Raw genomic sequence first — 16,023 nt, 5'->3', positions numbered from 1 at the left:
ACCGGCAGGCTGATAAAATAAATTTAGTACAGGAAGATGAACAGGCTCAGAGTAGCGCCAAATCATCCCGGTGAACGGCCGCTTCGCCAGAGGAATAACCAATGACATTTTCGAAATCTTCACTGTATAGCCCTTTGATGGCGTTCAAATCTGCAGCACTGTATAGCGCCACACCTTTGGCAAAGGGAACATTGTTGTGACAGATTTCCACCGCATCACCCGCAGTAAAGTCACCTTCCACTCCGGTAATACCAACGGGTAACAGGGATGCCCCGGTCTGTATAAGCGCCTTTTTCGCGCCCTGATCCACTTCGATACGACCGGTCGCAATTAGCGTATGTTTGAGCCATTGCTCTTTCGCCGTATCCGGCGTTTTGGCCGGTACAAAACGGGTACCAGGGATGCGGCTATCCAGCAGGGCGTCAAACACTTCACCCTTACTGCCATTGACAATCAGGGTCTGGATGCCGCTTTCGGCGCACTTGTCAGCGGCTTCAATTTTAGTGCGCATACCGCCGGTGCCGACTTTACTGCCAGGGCCACCAGCCAGCTCATAGATAGAGCCGTCGATATTGTTGACCACCGGGATCAACTTGGCCTGTGGATTAATCCTTGGATCAGCATCGTACAGGCCGTCAATGTCTGAACAGATAATCAGCGTGTCCGCTTCAGCCACCATAGCGGCATAAGCCGCCAGGTTGTCATTGTCGCCAACTTTAAGTACATCTACAGATGTGGTGTCGTTTTCGTTAACGATAGGCAAGACATTATTGTTCAGCAGTTCTCTAACTGTATTTTTGATATTCACATAACGGGATCTGTCATGGAAATCATCATAGGTCAGCAGTACCTGAGCACAGGGAAAGTCAAAAAAGCGAGACCAGTTCTCCATCATCTGCATTTGCCCCACCGCGGCCATGGCCTGCTTCTCTGCAATAGAGGGGTGGGTCTTATGGGCAATAACACTGCGACCGGCAGCCACACTGCCTGAAGACACAATAATAACCTGTTTACCCTGCTCGCGGCTTTCGGTGATGAACCTGGCGATGGCCAGCAAGTACTTGGCACTGCACTGATGTCCATCTGGTGATATCAGTGCACTACCTACTTTAATTACGGCCCGCTGCCAGCTAAATTCAGACATTTATCCTCCAGAAGTCAAATCCTTATATTAGGATACTCTTATAAAAGTGATAAACAAGGCCGTTTGGTTATAAGCTAATCGCTCAGCCATAAAAAACTGTAAACTTCCGACTTTACAGTGAACAATCTGCCCCCAATCGAATCGGCAACCTCATGGTGTTGTCAGACTCTTCATCAGAGCCAATCATCTCGCCATAAGCGGACTGATGAACCAACTCAGCCTGACCGACCTTAAAATCTGTGAACAGATCCCGAATCTGACCCAGACTGGAAAATTTCTTCGGTTTGCTGTCATTAGCATAGACCAGCCCCCGCTGACCATCGACCGAAATTTGCACCAGATAGACACTCATTTCAAAGGATAACACCCCGACATATTCAATGACCGGTTTATTCCTGAGTAAAGACTCCAGCTGAAAGTTCATATTACCCCCTTTGCGTTACGGTTTTTTTATACTTTTCAATCTGGTAACCGGTTCAATATGACAGCGGTCGTTGATACAAATTACTACTATCAGTCACTGGATTATCCAACACACAAGGTGCATTATCAGTCTTAACTGATAGACTCTATACACAGGTAAGCTCAAAAAAACTGACGCTTTGAGATCCCTTAGGTATATACATCCAGCTGAAAAGGCGAGTTGTTATGACAGAACATGAGACTCAAGAAAAGAAATCCCTGCTTCCCCATTTCGCTATCGCAGGGCTGGTAATCATTCTGCTGGTTGCGCTGTTTCTCTGGCCGGAGGATGAAACACCAGAACCAGAGCCAGTGACTCCCGTGCAGGAGCAACAGCCCGAGCCCGCTTTTGAACCAGAGCCGGAACCCGAACCTGAGCCTGAGCCGATGCCTCAGGAGCCTGACCCCATGCCAGAACCGCAACCTGAGCCAGAGCCGGAGCCTGAGCCACTGGATATCAGCGATGCTGCGATCAAAACAGCCATTGCCGAAACCGGCGTCTATGAGGCCATGGCCAGACTGATTGTGGATGAAGATCTGTTGCGCCGCTTTGTGGTTTTCAGTGCCAACCTTGCCGACCAGAAGCTGGCCCCCAATCACCAGGTATTGAAACCGCCGGTACAGGAATTCAGGGTCTATCGTCAAGCCGGCAAGGAATGGATCGATGCCGCCAGCTACAAGCGTTATACACCCTATGTGGAAGCCATGGAGAAGATGGACACAGAACAGATGATCGCCATCTATGAGGACTATAAACCTGCCATCAGAGAAATTTTTGCCGAGATCGGCGACAGCTCTGAAGATTTTGACAATGTTCTGACCGATGCCATTGATCATCTGCTGGATACTCCCGAAGTACCGATGCCCGTAGAGGTAACAACGGAAAGCGTGATGTATAAGTATAAGGATGAACGTTTAGAGTCACTCTCTGCGCCACAGAAGCAACTGCTGCGTACCGGGCCTGAAAATATGCGCCTGATCAAAGCCAAACTCAGAGAGTTTCGGGACGTGCTTAACGAGCGATGAAACTCGAACAACTACAGACTCAACTGGCGGCACAACAGGATAAGTTGCCGCCGGTGGAGAAATGGGACCCGCCCTATTGCGGAGAGATAGATCTCACCATTAAGCACGACGGCAGCTGGCACTATATGGGATCGCCCATAGGCCGGCAGCCGCTGGTCCGGCTGTTTGCCGGGGTACTGAAAAAAGAGCAGGATGACTATTTCCTCGTCACGCCGGTGGAGAAAGTCGCCATCAGAGTAGAAGATGTACCTTTTATTATCACCAACTGGAAGAGCCAGGAGGGTAAGTTAGTATTCACTTCAAATACTGGTGATAGCTTTATTGTCAGTGAAGAGCATCCCGTGCTCCTGCAAAAGGACAGGGTGAGTGGTGATCTGTTGCCCTATGCTCTGGTCAGAAGAAACCTCTATGGCCGCTTGCATCAAAACCTTTTTTACCAGTTGGTGGACCAGGGAAAACCGCAGCAACAGCAAGGAGAAACTCATCTGATGCTGCAAAGTGGTAATTATCAGTTTAGCCTCGGCCTGCTCTAGAGCGACACGACCTAATCACCAAAAGTTTTTATCATCGCTGCAATCTTATCGATATTGGCGCGCAGCTCCTCTGAGCTTTGTTCCATTCCCTGTGCCACCTGTGTATTGTCATCGGCAACCTGGGTGATATTGCCGATATTGCGGCTGACTTCCTCACAGACTTTTTCCTGCTGCTCCGACGCCGTTGCAATCTGTGCTGAATAATCTGAGATTTCAGCCATAACCTGATAGATCTCTTCCATGGCGGCGGCAGAATCTGTAGCATCACTCACACACTCCATGGCCTGCTCTCTGCTTTGCTCCATGCTGCCAACCCACTGCTGCAAAGTATTGCGCATATTCTGCAAACTGGTATGAATATTTGCGGTAGAGGTCTGAGTTCGGGTAGACAGGGCCCGCACCTCATCAGCCACCACTGAGAAGCCGCGGCCACTCTCACCGGCCCGCGCCGCCTCAATGGCAGCATTGAGTGCCAACAGGTTAGTCTGATCGGCAATGGCTTCAATTTCGCCCATTACATTAGCCACCTTGTCTGCTTCTTCAACCAACTGGTTAGCAGAACTGGCGGCCCGATCTACAACCTCCGCCAGACTGGACACTTTACCCTTGCTCTTGAGTACACTGTCTTTGGCTCCGGCACAGAGATCGTTGGCATTTCTGACTTTGCCGGAGGTCTCTACGGTATTTCTGGCGATTTCCTGACTGGTGGCCGCCATTTGCGTAATAGCCGTAGCAATCTGCTGCACCTCGAATTTCTGCTGTTCTATACCCTCGGCAGTAGTATGGGCAGAGTGGCTGGTTTGTGTTGCCACACCCACCAGGCTGCCTGAAGCGTCCTGCATACGACCGAGCACTGTGCGCAACCTCGCCTTGCCGAGGCCCAGATGGAAATCAAACACACCGGGGCTGCCCTTACCACTGTAGACAAACCGGCTGATACTGTCGTATTTCAGTCTGAGTGTCTCAGCCTGCACCGGAAATTTGATAATCTCTGGCCAGAATATCCCGCTCAGCGCAGCCACCAGCGCCAGACTCAGCAAACCACTCCACAGCCCGCCAAACCAGAAGATCAATGCTGATGATAGTAAGGTTACGACAGCGGATAGCAGGTATTTCTGATTTACTGCAAATTCGCCGGCCTTAAACTTGCCGCTGTTAATAGCCTGATAGGCCTGCTCAGCCCGTTGCACCATATCCCTTTGCGGCTTGACCCGTACCGACTGATAGCCAACCTTGTCATTATTCTGGTAAACCGGAGTCACGTAAGCATCAACCCAATAGTACCGCCCATCCTTACAACGGTTTTTAACCATACCCCGCCAGGCCTGGCCCTGATTAAGCTTATCCCAAAGATCCTTAAAGGCCTGCTTAGGCATATCCGGATGACGTACCAGATTATGATTCTTGCCCAACAGTTCGTCCCTGTCATACCCGGCGACCCTGCAAAAGGCATCGTTGGCATAGGTAACAATGCCACGCAAATCAGTGGTAGAGACCAACTCTTCCTGGTCTGAAAATTGTACTTCTTCGTTAATCACGGACTGGTTACGACGCATAGGGGCCTTCTGCTACGGTAAGTTATCAACTCAGCCCCATAGCATAGCAAAAATTTACGCTAAGCCATTGAGTTAACAACGGATGTGCGACTATTGACAGCTATTCCAGGTTCGCTGTCATAGAAGTTGCTGAATGAAGAGCAATGTGGATGGAATACCAGACCAGGATGGGTGCACTGCCTATATAATCCGCGAGAAAGCCTGCTGTCGCGACAGCGGAAGGTAACGATCAAACTGCATACAGATAGCCCGAATCAGACCACGACCAGTCTCTGTAACTTTTATGCCTTTGTCGGACATGACCAGTAAGCCATCTGTGACCATCTGTTTCAGACGCTGGAGTTCTGGATTAAAGTACTGGTCGAAACGAATATTAAAAGTTTGCTCAATGCTCGCGAACGACAACCGGAAATGACAAATCAATTGCTTGATGACTTCCGCTCTTAACTTGTCGTCATCACTGAGTACATAGCCCTTTGCCGTCGCCTGTCCGGCATTGTCCATGGCCCGGTAATAACTCTTGAGATCTTTCTCGTTTTGTACGATCAGACCATTTATCTGGCTGATGGCAGAAACACCCAGGCCCAGCAAGTCACACTCTCCCTGAGTGGTATACCCCTGAAAATTCCGGTGCAAACAGCCATCCCGCTGTGCTTTAGCCAGTTCATCATCCTGCAGGGCAAAGTGATCCATACCAATACAAAGATAACCCTGCGCGCATAACATGGCGCTGGCCTTAGCAAATATAGCCGTGCGCGCAGCGCTGTCCGGCAGCGCATTTTCATCGATGCGACGCTGGGCGGCAAACTTATCGGGCATATGGGCATAATTGAACACTGAGAGCCTGTCTGGGCGTATCTGAAGAACTTTGTCCACTGTTTCGGCAAAGCTCTGCGGTGTCTGGTGAGGTAATCCATAGATAAGATCCAGGCTCACAGATGCAAAGCCCACCTCCCTGGCTCGTTTCACCAACGCATAAATATGCGACTCATCCTGTACCCGATTGACCGCTTGTTGCACCTGTTGGTTAAAATCCTGCACACCAATACTAAGACGGTTAAATCCCAGTTGGTAAAGGTGCGGTACTCTGTGCAACGCCATTTGCCGCGGATCAATTTCCACGCTGATTTCGGCATCGTCCTTAACCCTGAACGCCTGTCTGATATGCGCCATCAGCCTTGTGAACTGCTCGTCACTGAGATAAGTGGGTGTACCACCACCAAAGTGTATTTGGGTTACGGCTTTGGCAGTAAACATCTGACTGCGTTCACTGATTTCACGCATCAGATAACCCAGATAGGCCTCGGCCTTATGCGTCTGGCGGGTAATGATCTTATTGCAGCCACAGTAGTAACAAAGGGAATGACAAAAAGGAACGTGCAGATACAGAGACAAGGCCCCGGCTTCAGAATCGTGGCATTTTTGTACCAGCAGGGCCGGCTCAAACTCTCCCAACTGTAACGCCGTTGGGTAGGAGGTATATCGGGGGCCACTCAGATTATATTTGTCTAAAAGCTGCCCCTTAACTGCTGGCATCGGTACATCACCCTCTGAACTGTTGAAATGCCCTGATTCTACCTATTACTGCGACAACGGACTTTGATCTGGCACAACAACTGGCCTAATGTGAGGCGGGAACCACAAAACAGACAATGAGAAAAACAATATGAAAAACACTCCTCTTATTCTTGGCGCAGCATTGCTGTCGACCAGTCTCGGCATCCAGGCCGCTACCTATATTCACGCTGGCAAACTGATCACCGCCACTGACAATAAGGTGATGGAAAAGGTCACCGTCATTGTCGACGAAAACCGCATTACTGATATTCAAAAAGGTTTTACCAGAGCCGGAGAAGATGATCGACTGATAGACCTCTCAGACAGTACACTGATGCCGGGCCTTATTGATATGCATACCCATATCAGCTCACAACAGGGCCCCGGCGCCTATATGGAGCGCTTTACGCTCAATGAAGCGGATTACAGCTTTAAGGCAGTACATTTTGCCGGTAAAACCCTGCAGGCCGGATTTACCACCATCCGCAATCTCGGCGACAGTTACAATGAATCTGTTGCGCTTAGAAAGGCTATCGAGAAAGGGCTGGTGCAGGGCCCCCGTATTTATACTGCCGCCAAATCCATTGCCACTACAGGAGGCCATGCCGACCCCACGAACGGCAGAGCCAAAGTGTTGATGGGTGATCCCGGTCCTCAGGAAGGCGTAGTCAATGGCGTTGCCGACGCCAGAAAGGCCGTAAGACAGCGATATAAAGACGGTGCGGATCTGATTAAAATCACCGCCACCGGCGGTGTACTGAGTGTCGCCAAAAGCGGGCAAAACCCGCAGTTTATGACCGATGAGCTGCAAGCCATCGTAAATACTGCCAAAGATTATGAGATGAAAGTCGCAGTGCATGCTCATGGTAAGGAAGGCATGATTCGTGCGATAAAGGCCGGTGTGGATTCCATTGAACACGGTACCTATATGGATGATGAGGTCTTCGCACTGATGAAAAAACATGGAACCTATTATGTGCCAACCGTTTTAGCCGGTGCCTGGGTTGCTGAAAAAGCAAAAATTGACGGATTCTTTCCGGATCTGGTTCGTCCCAAGGCTGCCGCTATTGGTCCGCTGATTAAAGAAACCTTTGCTCGTGCTTACAAGGCGGGGGTGAACATTGCTTTTGGCACCGATTCCGGTGTGTCTGCCCATGGGGATAACGGCCAGGAGTTCAGGCTCATGACAGAAGCCGGCATGCCTGCTATCGAAGCGATCCGCGCAGCCACCTATCATGCCGCCAGACTGCTCGGTGCCCAGGACAACCTGGGTACAGTAGAAAAGGGTAAGCTTGCCGATCTGGTCGCAGTGGAAGGTGATCCCCTTGAGGATATTAACCTGATGACTCATATCAGTTTTGTTATGAAAGACGGCCAGGTTATTAAACTGAATTGATCCTTTGTACCCTCTGAGCGCTAAATAAGCGTTAATGGAATAACGCTTATTATTACGCGAGGCGCTTATCTGTAGTATATTTGTTCAACAGGTTAGTCTAAACTTCATCACCGATTTATCACCCGAGGCTCAAGGATGAAATCATTTTCCCCTATAAAATATCTCGTGCCTTTGCTGGCGTTGCTGACGGCAGCCTGTAGCTCGACCTCTGAGCAGACACAGATGCCGCCGATTGCCAACGAAAAGGAACTGCCAGCGTTGGGTGTCTTTTTGCAGTCAACGGCACCGGATATGCAAAAAGTCTGTGAGCGCAAACCCGCTCACCAGAACTGCGCTGTAAATGCACTTGATGTGAAATTATTCCAGCAAAGCCTGCAGCAGACCGCTCTGTTTCCTGTGGTTATTTCTGAACAAGCTGGCGCAGACTACGAACTGCTGATTACCAGCCTTAGTTACCGGGAAAACCGCAACAAGATGCAGGCTCGTTTTACCCTTACCTGGCGTGGTCTGCCTCTGAAGAAGTATGAATACAAAATCTCCCGTTCGGGTGAGCGCAATGATGCGGCCTTTGCCGGAGAGCTGGTCAGTCAGTTTTTACAGGATGCCCTGAAACAAAAAGCCTTTAGCCCAGGTTTTCTGGCCCAGAATCTGAAGTCTGAAGATTATGAAGATGATCTCAAGGCACCTCAGCAGGTTTCCAATTTCTCTTTGAGTGAGAGACGTATTTATAACGATCCTCTGGAAGGCTCTACCTTAACCTACCGGGATCCGTCCTACAGCAACGATAAAATTGAAGTCTCAGTTTATCCCATTCCTACCAGTGATATAGGCAATACCGAAGCCATATTGGAGGAAGAAACAGAAAAGCTGCGGGACAATCTTACAGACTTCGCCACCGATCTGAATCTGCCCCCCCTGCATATGACCGAAGATATTGTGCTTAGCTGGAACATGATGGATAAAGAATTCAGCGGTTATTATCTGGATGCCAAAATAGAAAAGGATGGCCTGGAACCTTTTTATGCCTCTTATTTCTTTTTTGTGCAGGAAGATAAGATCGTTAAGTTTACTACGACTTTTCCTTCCCGGTTTGCGCTGGATTTTGTAAAACAGGCATTACCCCGTATGTCGGTGCCCGGTGAGTCGATATTTATCTCCAATCTGAGAAGGTTGTGAGTCTGACTTAATTAGGTTTTAGCCCAAATTCCGGCTGGCCGATTTAAAAAAGCGATTAAGTCTATTGCTATGATTTATTAGCCATACAGGCAGAAGGTTGAGATACTGGATTCAGATGTCCCGCAAAAAAGGAGACTTAAATGAGTAAGATAGATATTGGTATCACAACACAGGACAGACAGGATATTGCCGAGGGGCTGAAACGTCTGCTGGCGGATTCCTACACCCTGTACCTGCAAACTCATAATTTTCACTGGAACGTGACCGGACCGCAGTTTCGTGAACTGCATCTGATGTTCGAAGAACATTACATTGAACTGGCAGAGGCGGTAGACGATCTTGCTGAACGTATACGTACGCTGGGTGTTATCGCTCCTGGTACTTACAAGGCATTTGCCAAGCTGAGCTCAATCGAAGAAGTAGAAGATGTTCCCGGAGCCGGAGCCATGGTAGAGATCCTCACCAAGAGTCATGAACAGGTGGTTAAAACCTGTCGTGAGGTGCTTAAGCTGGCACAGAAAGCCGATGATGAGTCCACCGCAGCACTGGTTTCAGATCGCATGCGCATCCATGAAAAAACAGCCTGGATGCTAAGAGCCATGCAGTAACATTAAGGTGAATCGATAAAATTTGCCGGATAAAACAAAGCCGACCTCTGGGTCGGCTTTTTATTGGCCAAAACGGGGGAATCCAATTTAATTTACATTTGTTATTGATAATCATTATCATCTGGGTAAACTTGAAGCGGTGAATAATGCATTTCAAGGAGCCTGATATGCAAACCCGTTTTCTTTGTCCTTTCCACCGATACTGGCTGAACAATCATCCGGAGTTCGCACGATCCCACTTCTACCAGTGTCTTGGCGCCACCCAACACCATCGTAAGTACCAGGCCTGGTCTCAAGCAGTGGTTTATGCCGGTGGTGCCTTTGAGGCCGCAGAGATTCTTCTGAACAGGAATCCACACACCTTGTACCCTATTATCAGTTTTACCTCCGCGGCCATCTTACTCAGCAGTACTCTGGATGAACTGAACAACAATGACAGATCTCTGCATATTCTGCACTTATGTTATCAGCGGCTGAATAAAGAATTGATGGCAGAAGACAATACCAGGTTAAAAACTCTGTTTAAATGTATTGCTTTGATCAGCGAGCGGATGCGGGCTTTCTGGCAGGACAAAGGTTCAGCTACTCCCTCAGCATTACCAGTCAATGCCACCAGACACTAAGGAGATAAGGTATGAATTCCAGGACTGCAGCCAGGCAGCAGACGACGGATCATGGTGCAGAGCAGGAAGCCTTTCTGAATCTGAGTATTCATCAGGATACGCTGCTGAGGCTGTTGAGCCGCCATCAGCTGCACGCAGAAGACCTGCATTGCCGGGATCAGAACAGTGCCTGTAGACTCAAGCGGTTGATATTAGGTTGTGTGGCAAACTCAGCCTAGAGCCCTTTTTGAATAAGATAACGATAAGGCACTGAATTCGTATCACTATGTAACAGCCGGTGCTCCATAAAACGGCAGAAACCGGGGATGTCACGGGTAGTGGCGGGATCATCCGCCACCACCAGCAAGGTCTCACCATCCTGCATATTACGGATCTGCAACCGCACCATCATCACTGGTTCCGGGCAACGCAGGCCCAGGGTATCCAGTTGATGATCGGCCTGGTCGAAATCAGATGCCATACTGATCACGGTAGGCAGAAATGGCCGCCAGATGATCTTGCATGTCAGACCGTTGTTCAAGGTACTGAATCAAATCTGACAGGCTGACAATGGAGATCACTTTGGTTGAGAAATCCTGCTCCACTTCCTGAATGGCTGAAAGCTCGCCTTTACCTTTCTCCTGACGATCCAGGGCGATCAGCACGCCGGCGAGACTGGCGCCATTTTCCTGAATAATCTGCATCGACTCCCTGATAGCAGTACCGGCAGTGATCACATCATCCACCAGCATGACTTTGCCCTTGAGAGGGCTGCCCACCAGATTGCCACCTTCACCATGGGTTTTGGCTTCTTTACGGTTAAAGCAATAGGGCTTGTCGATACCATATTTGTCTGCCAGCGCCACTGCAGTGGTGGTAGCAATAGGAATACCTTTGTAGGCAGGGCCAAACAGCAGATCGTAATCGATACCTGAGTCTTGCAATGCCGCGGCGTAAAACTGCCCCAGACGCGCCAGATCCATACCGGTATTAAACAACCCGGCATTAAAAAAGTAGGGGCTGGTGCGACCTGATTTGAGGGTAAACTGACCGAATCTAAGTACCTTTCTTTCAAGGGCAAATTCGATAAAAGCGTGCTGATAGTCCTGCATGGTTACAACCTCAGTTTAAGGCGGCGCGCTGAATATCAAACAGCTCACGCAGGGCGTGTTTCGACAACTCCATCATCTCCTGTAATTCATCGAAGCTAAAGGGCGCCTCTTCGGCAGTACCCTGAACTTCAATCAACTGGCCCGAATCCGCCATTACCACGTTCATGTCGGTTTCCGCAGCCGAGTCTTCCAGATACTCCAGATCAGCAATGGGCGTGCCCTTGTAGATGCCGACAGAAATTGCAGCAATCATATATTTCATCGGGTTAGCCTTAATCAGGCCTTTGCTACGCATCCAGGTCAGGGCATCCATCAGTGCCACACAGCCACCGGTTATAGATGCAGTGCGGGTACCGCCATCGGCCTGGATCACATCACAATCGATGATCACCGTGTTCTCACCAAGCAGCTTCAGATCCACCGCTCCGCGCAATGCTCTGGCGATCAGTCGCTGAATTTCCAGCGTACGGCCACCTTGTTTACCGCGTGCCGCCTCGCGTTGGCTGCGGGTGTGAGTCGAACGGGGCAGCATGCTGTATTCTGCTGTTACCCAGCCCTTTCCCTGACCCTTCATAAAACGTGGCACACCTTCTTCCACGGTAGCGGTACAAATAACTTTGGTATTACCAAATTCAATCAGTACGGATCCTTCCGCATGCTGGGTGAACTGGCGGGTAATAGTTACTGGGCGAATCTGACTAGCGGTTCTGCCACTTGGACGCATACTGGAATCCTTGATATTGAGGTCGAATTGGCGGGCATTATACCCAAGTAACCCTTAAGTGTCAGTTTCGCAACAGCATGTCAAAAACAGGAAGCGTTCTGATTAGCCAGTATCTGTCACTCTGTTGTCAATAGGTTATACTGGCGGCCAAAGCCAACAAGGAATTTGCCAATGATTCACAGCATGACGGCCTTCGCCCGAATTGAACACAAAGCCTCATGGGGCAATGCCATATGGGAGATTCGTTCGGTTAACCAGCGCTATCTGGAAACCTACTTTCGCCTGCCCGAACAGTTTCGCAGTCTCGAGCCCCTGCTGAGGGAGCGGTTCCGCAAGGCGTTGCAACGGGGTAAGGTGGAATGCACTTTACGGTATCAGGCCGATGATGGTGCGGTAGGAAAAGTGACGCTCAATGAAGCGCTGGCCAAACAACTGATTGACGCGGCCGACTGGGTTCAGTCACATGGACAGTCAAGCGGCATCAACCCTTTTGATGTGCTCAAATGGCCTGGCGTAATCTCCTCTGAAGAAGCCGACATGGACAAGATTCAGGCTGAGATTCTCAGCGCCTTTGATCAGTGCCTGCAGGATTTCCTCGATGCCAGGGCGGCAGAAGGCAACAACCTGAAAGCCATGATAGAACAGCGTATTGACGCCATAGAAGAGCAGACCGCCAGCGTTCGTAAACAGATGCCCGCAGTAATGGACTGGCAAAAAGAGCGCATCAGCAACCGTTTTGCCGAAGCCAAAGTAGAGCTGGAACCCGGTCGCCTGGAGCAGGAAATGATTATGCTGGCGCAGCGTATGGATGTGGCCGAAGAACTGGATCGCCTCGACTCCCATGTCAGCGAAACCCGTAAGATCCTTAATAAGGGCGGTGCTATAGGCAGACGGCTGGACTTTATGATGCAGGAATTTAACCGTGAGTCGAACACGCTGGCCTCCAAATCCATCAACGCCGATATCACGCAGTCCGCAGTAGAGCTGAAGGTGCTTATCGAGCAGATGCGTGAGCAGATCCAGAATATTGAGTAACCCCTGATTCGCGCCTCTGGCGTGGGTGAGATACAGACGAGACAAAAGGCTTTTTTGAGAAAATCGCACAAGCAAATTGAAGGCAGAATTATTCGGCAGCTTACTCAGGTGTGTGAAGGGGCAAAGGCCGATTATTCTGGCTTTATCTGGCTGACCCATACGGTGAATTATCAGCGTTTTCCACAAAGCCTGAAGGTGACACTGGTGTTTAACCAAAGTATCAGCGAGAGCGCAATGCTGGCTGAGTTTCAGGCGTTGATCCCAGAAGTGCAGTCTGCGCTTGAGGCTGTGGTCGGGGAACGCTTGCCTGCCAAGCAAATTGAGGCCTGCCGGGAACATACTTTGCAATGATAAATAGTTGCAGCCGTAAACGAACAATGAACCAGGGGTTTTTATGCGCCACGTATTCCGCGGTCTGATGCTGCTTTGCGTTCTGATATCGACACCTGGCCAGGCGGACGCCGGGTACCCGGAACGGATTAAAGAGTTCGTTGAGGCCTTCAATAACCACGACAGTAAGTTGATGTCACAATACGTGACCGACGATGTTCAGTGGCTGTCGATAAATGGTGACGCAATAGCCGTCGAAAGCAGCGGAAAAGCCGCGCTTGTAAAAGCTATGCGTGGGTATTTTGAATCCTGCTCAACTTGTCAGAGTAAGCTACTGGAGACAAGTGTCCTCGGAAGCCGGGTCAGTACCATAGAAGAAGCAAGCTGGCGGCAAAATGGTGAGCGTCATGCGCAACAGAGTCTGGCCGTTTACGAGTTTGCTGACAACCTCATCCGGAGGGTCTATTACTTCCCGGCAGAATAAATGATTAGCTACGGCTTTAGCTGTCGCAGACCAATGTCTGGTTTGTGGCCGAGCGGCGCCTTTTTAAGCGGTACATAGCGCTGTCTGCATTGCTCAGAAGTGATACGGCATCTTCCCCGTCAGCAGGATAAATGGCTACACCGATACTAGAAGAGGGCATATTGAGCCCGTTGAAGTCGGCACTCAACGGCTCAGCCATAACATTGAGTATCTCCTCCACTTTCATCGAAACGGCATCCTCTGACTGGATGTCTGTCAGAAGAACAATAAATTCATCGCCGCCCATCCTGGCCACAGTATCCGTTTCCCGGACGCAGGTCAGCAACCGCGCTGCCACTTTGCATAGCACAGCATCTCCCACCTGGTGCCCATGCATATCGTTAATACGCTTAAAATCATCTATATCCAGAAAAAGCAGTGCAAGAAACGTCTTGTGACGATGGGCGGCACTCAGCCCTGACTCCAGTCGATCATAAAACAGCGATCTGTTGGTCAGCTTTGTCAGCGGATCATGATGGGCGAGGTATCGCAGCTCCTCTTCAGCCTGTGTAAGAGCGGTCACATCCCGCGCAACACCTATTCTTACCTTATCTTCCTCCGACCAGCGGGCAGACCACAGGATGTAAACGATGCCACCATCTTTGCGGATATATCGGTTACGGAAGTCCAGATGGGGCTGGCCACTCATAACCCGGGCAATGGAAGACTGTGTGATCGCCAGGTCCTCCGGATGCATATAGTCTGTGATGGGGGTACCGATCAGTTCATCGGCGCAGTAACCCAGTAATGATTCACAGGCATCACTGACAAACCGGATCTGATTGTCTGCATCGACCACGAACACCGTATCCAGTATCAGATGAATCAGCTTGGAATTGATCGACTGCAGGTCAACGGACATAGGGCAGAATAAACCGGTTCACATCCTGCAACTGTATCCTATGTATCAGCCTTAATCCATCTATCAAGTAGCTAGGTAAATCTTCCGGCAAAGTCCGCAACTGAAAAGGCTGAAATACTGTTTGCACAAGGCAATGAGGATTGCGGTTAGGTGTGCTTAAAACGAGACAAAAACACTGTTTCGAGATCTGTCGTTGGATTAATCTGATGAAAAATAAAAATGGAAAGCACGGGATGCTCTACAAATTGTTAGATATTGAAACCTATATACAAAATGTACGCTGGGTGGCGGCAACAGCTATTTTCATTGCTACTGCGGCATGGGCGGTGGAACTTATGGACTGGACATACATCTGTCCCTTTTGCCGCACGCAACGCACTGTCATAGGCATTCTGGGGATATTGCTGTTCTTTCCCGCTCCATTGCACTGGATCGCCCGCTATGTGGGCACAACGTTGGGCATCCTCGGTCTGGTGGTTGCTGGCACCCAACACTTTCGCGGTTGGGCTAGAATTTCAGCCGGTGAGTTTTCATTTAACCAGCCTATCTACTTTGACAGTTTCCTGCTTTCTGGCGCGGCGTTATTTATCATCACAGGTCTGATGTTCCTGCTGTTTCTGGCGGATAAACCAAAAGGCCTGATCGAAGCGCCAAAAGTGATATAAAAACCAATAATTGGATAGAAAACCGGGCTGGAGACCAGTTTATCAGACTACCTTCTCAAACCAGGCAAGCTGTGAGGGTGGCCCAAGTTCCGGGTGTGTTTCACCAATACCCAGGAATCTGACCTGATATTGGTTTCTGCTGGCCACTCCTCTGGCCCACTTTCTGAACTTCGCTCTGTCCCACTCAAACTTGTGGTCCGGATCGCGATACTCTCCGGGTTGCAGGCCGTAAAGGCAGTTATATTCACTGTTAGGCGTGGTCAGAATCAACTGCCCGGGGCTTAGCCCGAAGAATACCTGATGTTCCACCACTGAGAGCTGACCGGGCGGAATGTGCTCTATGGTTTCAATCATCACTGCTACCGGAAAACCAGCCAGTTCAGGATTCGACTCGGTATATGAGCCACAAATAAGTTTCAGTTTTGGGGAAAGTGGCTTCTCAGCAGTGACGGAAGTATTCAGATAAGGGGAAAGCTTGGTTCTGGCCTGGCGCAAAGATTCTCCGGATTGCTCCAGCCCTACAACATCGGTGAACTGGCTGTCCTGCATCAAACGCCATAAAAAGGAACCCGAGCCACAGCCTAAGTCCAGGACCCTGGTGGTACCGGTAGTTTTGACCAGGGTAAAAACCTTATCCAGCCTCTGCTCATGCAAACCACTGGTCTGGGTATCCTGCTCGCCATTCATGATTTGTTATTTATCCCGTTTCAGG

Annotated in this window: 20 protein-coding genes; 11 read left to right on the top strand and 9 right to left on the bottom strand. The window is 49.8% G+C overall.

The window, feature by feature from the left end; genetic code table 11:
* Nucleotides 1-46: 46 nt before the first annotated feature.
* Both proB and AT746_RS19265 read right to left on the bottom strand, forming a co-directional pair.
* Entirely contained in the window at nt 47-1,144 is a 1,098-nt protein-coding gene (gene proB / locus AT746_RS19270; protein WP_062483705.1) for a glutamate 5-kinase, read from the bottom strand.
* Between the two features lie 112 nt (nt 1,145-1,256).
* The gene (locus AT746_RS19265) at nt 1,257-1,568 is read right to left on the bottom strand and encodes a DUF6482 family protein (RefSeq protein WP_062483703.1); all 312 of its coding nucleotides are present in this window, start codon (nt 1,566-1,568) and stop codon (nt 1,257-1,259) included.
* Between the two features lie 224 nt (nt 1,569-1,792).
* Between AT746_RS19265 and AT746_RS19260 the strand changes: the two genes are divergently transcribed.
* A complete protein-coding gene (locus AT746_RS19260; protein WP_062483701.1) occupies nt 1,793-2,632 on the top strand; it encodes a DUF3014 domain-containing protein in 840 nt (279 codons plus the stop codon).
* On the top strand, nt 2,629-3,165 hold the full coding sequence (locus AT746_RS19255; protein WP_062483699.1) for a DUF1285 domain-containing protein: 537 nt from the start codon (nt 2,629-2,631) through the stop codon (nt 3,163-3,165). Before AT746_RS19260 ends, AT746_RS19255 begins: the two co-directional genes overlap by 4 nt.
* 11 nt (nt 3,166-3,176) lie before the next feature.
* On the opposite strand, the gene AT746_RS19250 is transcribed toward AT746_RS19255, so the two are convergent.
* Nucleotides 3,177-4,721, bottom strand: coding sequence for a methyl-accepting chemotaxis protein (locus tag AT746_RS19250; protein ID WP_062483697.1), 1,545 nt, complete (start codon nt 4,719-4,721; stop codon nt 3,177-3,179).
* Nucleotides 4,722-4,901: 180 nt separating this feature from the next.
* A complete protein-coding gene (gene hemN, locus AT746_RS19245) occupies nt 4,902-6,257 on the bottom strand; it encodes an oxygen-independent coproporphyrinogen III oxidase (protein ID WP_062483695.1) in 1,356 nt (451 codons plus the stop codon).
* A 130-nt stretch (nt 6,258-6,387) separates the two neighbouring features.
* Between hemN and AT746_RS19240 the strand changes: the two genes are divergently transcribed.
* From AT746_RS19240 to AT746_RS19220, 5 genes are all read left to right on the top strand, one after another.
* Nucleotides 6,388-7,674 carry a metal-dependent hydrolase family protein gene (locus AT746_RS19240; protein ID WP_062483693.1) on the top strand — a complete coding sequence of 429 codons (1,287 nt, stop codon included), beginning with the start codon at nt 6,388-6,390 and terminating at the stop codon, nt 7,672-7,674.
* A gap of 135 nt (nt 7,675-7,809) precedes the next feature.
* A complete protein-coding gene (locus tag AT746_RS19235) occupies nt 7,810-8,850 on the top strand; it encodes a hypothetical protein (protein WP_062483691.1) in 1,041 nt (346 codons plus the stop codon).
* A 140-nt stretch (nt 8,851-8,990) separates the two neighbouring features.
* The gene (locus tag AT746_RS19230; protein WP_062483689.1) at nt 8,991-9,458 is read left to right on the top strand and encodes a Dps family protein; all 468 of its coding nucleotides are present in this window, start codon (nt 8,991-8,993) and stop codon (nt 9,456-9,458) included.
* Nucleotides 9,459-9,625: 167 nt separating this feature from the next.
* Nucleotides 9,626-10,081 (top strand): hypothetical protein, encoded by a 456-nt coding sequence (locus AT746_RS19225; RefSeq protein ID WP_062483688.1) that lies wholly within the window; start codon nt 9,626-9,628, stop codon nt 10,079-10,081.
* Between the two features lie 11 nt (nt 10,082-10,092).
* Nucleotides 10,093-10,299, top strand: a complete 207-nt coding sequence (locus AT746_RS19220) for a hypothetical protein (RefSeq protein WP_062483686.1) — start codon at nt 10,093-10,095, stop codon at nt 10,297-10,299.
* On the opposite strand, the gene tusA is transcribed toward AT746_RS19220, so the two are convergent.
* From tusA to rph, 3 genes are read right to left on the bottom strand one after another with little or no spacing between them, the layout of a single operon-like run.
* Complete coding sequence (tusA, locus tag AT746_RS19215; protein WP_062483685.1) at nt 10,296-10,541, bottom strand: sulfurtransferase TusA; 246 nt, start codon at nt 10,539-10,541, stop codon at nt 10,296-10,298. The genes AT746_RS19220 and tusA overlap by 4 nt on opposite strands.
* Entirely contained in the window at nt 10,531-11,172 is a 642-nt protein-coding gene (gene pyrE, locus AT746_RS19210) for an orotate phosphoribosyltransferase (RefSeq protein WP_062483684.1), read from the bottom strand. Before pyrE ends, tusA begins: the two co-directional genes overlap by 11 nt.
* A 10-nt stretch (nt 11,173-11,182) precedes the next feature.
* On the bottom strand, nt 11,183-11,896 hold the full coding sequence (rph, locus tag AT746_RS19205; protein WP_062483682.1) for a ribonuclease PH: 714 nt from the start codon (nt 11,894-11,896) through the stop codon (nt 11,183-11,185).
* Nucleotides 11,897-12,067: 171 nt separating this feature from the next.
* Here rph and AT746_RS19200 point away from each other — a divergent pair, with 171 nt between their 5' ends.
* Genes AT746_RS19200 through AT746_RS19190 form a run of 3 tightly spaced genes read left to right on the top strand, consistent with a single transcriptional unit; the run spans nt 12,068 to nt 13,745 of the window.
* Nucleotides 12,068-12,931, top strand: a complete 864-nt coding sequence (locus tag AT746_RS19200; RefSeq protein ID WP_062483680.1) for a YicC/YloC family endoribonuclease — start codon at nt 12,068-12,070, stop codon at nt 12,929-12,931.
* A 54-nt stretch (nt 12,932-12,985) separates the two neighbouring features.
* Complete coding sequence (locus AT746_RS19195) at nt 12,986-13,282, top strand: hypothetical protein (protein ID WP_062483678.1); 297 nt, start codon at nt 12,986-12,988, stop codon at nt 13,280-13,282.
* Nucleotides 13,283-13,325: 43 nt separating this feature from the next.
* The gene (locus AT746_RS19190) at nt 13,326-13,745 is read left to right on the top strand and encodes a nuclear transport factor 2 family protein (RefSeq protein WP_062483676.1); all 420 of its coding nucleotides are present in this window, start codon (nt 13,326-13,328) and stop codon (nt 13,743-13,745) included.
* A gap of 16 nt (nt 13,746-13,761) precedes the next feature.
* On the opposite strand, the gene AT746_RS19185 is transcribed toward AT746_RS19190, so the two are convergent.
* Nucleotides 13,762-14,646: a sensor domain-containing diguanylate cyclase gene (locus AT746_RS19185; protein ID WP_062483674.1), complete on the bottom strand. Its 885-nt coding sequence runs from the start codon at nt 14,644-14,646 to the stop codon at nt 13,762-13,764.
* Between the two features lie 206 nt (nt 14,647-14,852).
* On the opposite strand from AT746_RS19185, the gene AT746_RS19180 reads away from it, so the two are divergent.
* Entirely contained in the window at nt 14,853-15,311 is a 459-nt protein-coding gene (locus tag AT746_RS19180) for a hypothetical protein (RefSeq protein ID WP_231730982.1), read from the top strand.
* Nucleotides 15,312-15,353: 42 nt separating this feature from the next.
* On the opposite strand, the gene AT746_RS19175 is transcribed toward AT746_RS19180, so the two are convergent.
* Nucleotides 15,354-15,998: a methyltransferase domain-containing protein gene (locus AT746_RS19175; RefSeq protein ID WP_062483670.1), complete on the bottom strand. Its 645-nt coding sequence runs from the start codon at nt 15,996-15,998 to the stop codon at nt 15,354-15,356.
* Nucleotides 15,999-16,023 lie beyond the last annotated feature (25 nt).

Origin of the sequence: Lacimicrobium alkaliphilum, from assembly GCF_001466725.1 — a bacterium.
GTDB lineage: Bacteria > Pseudomonadota > Gammaproteobacteria > Enterobacterales > Alteromonadaceae > Lacimicrobium > Lacimicrobium alkaliphilum_B.
Note: the sequence above shows the minus strand (reverse complement) of the source record. Positions and strands in the feature narration are given on the sequence as shown.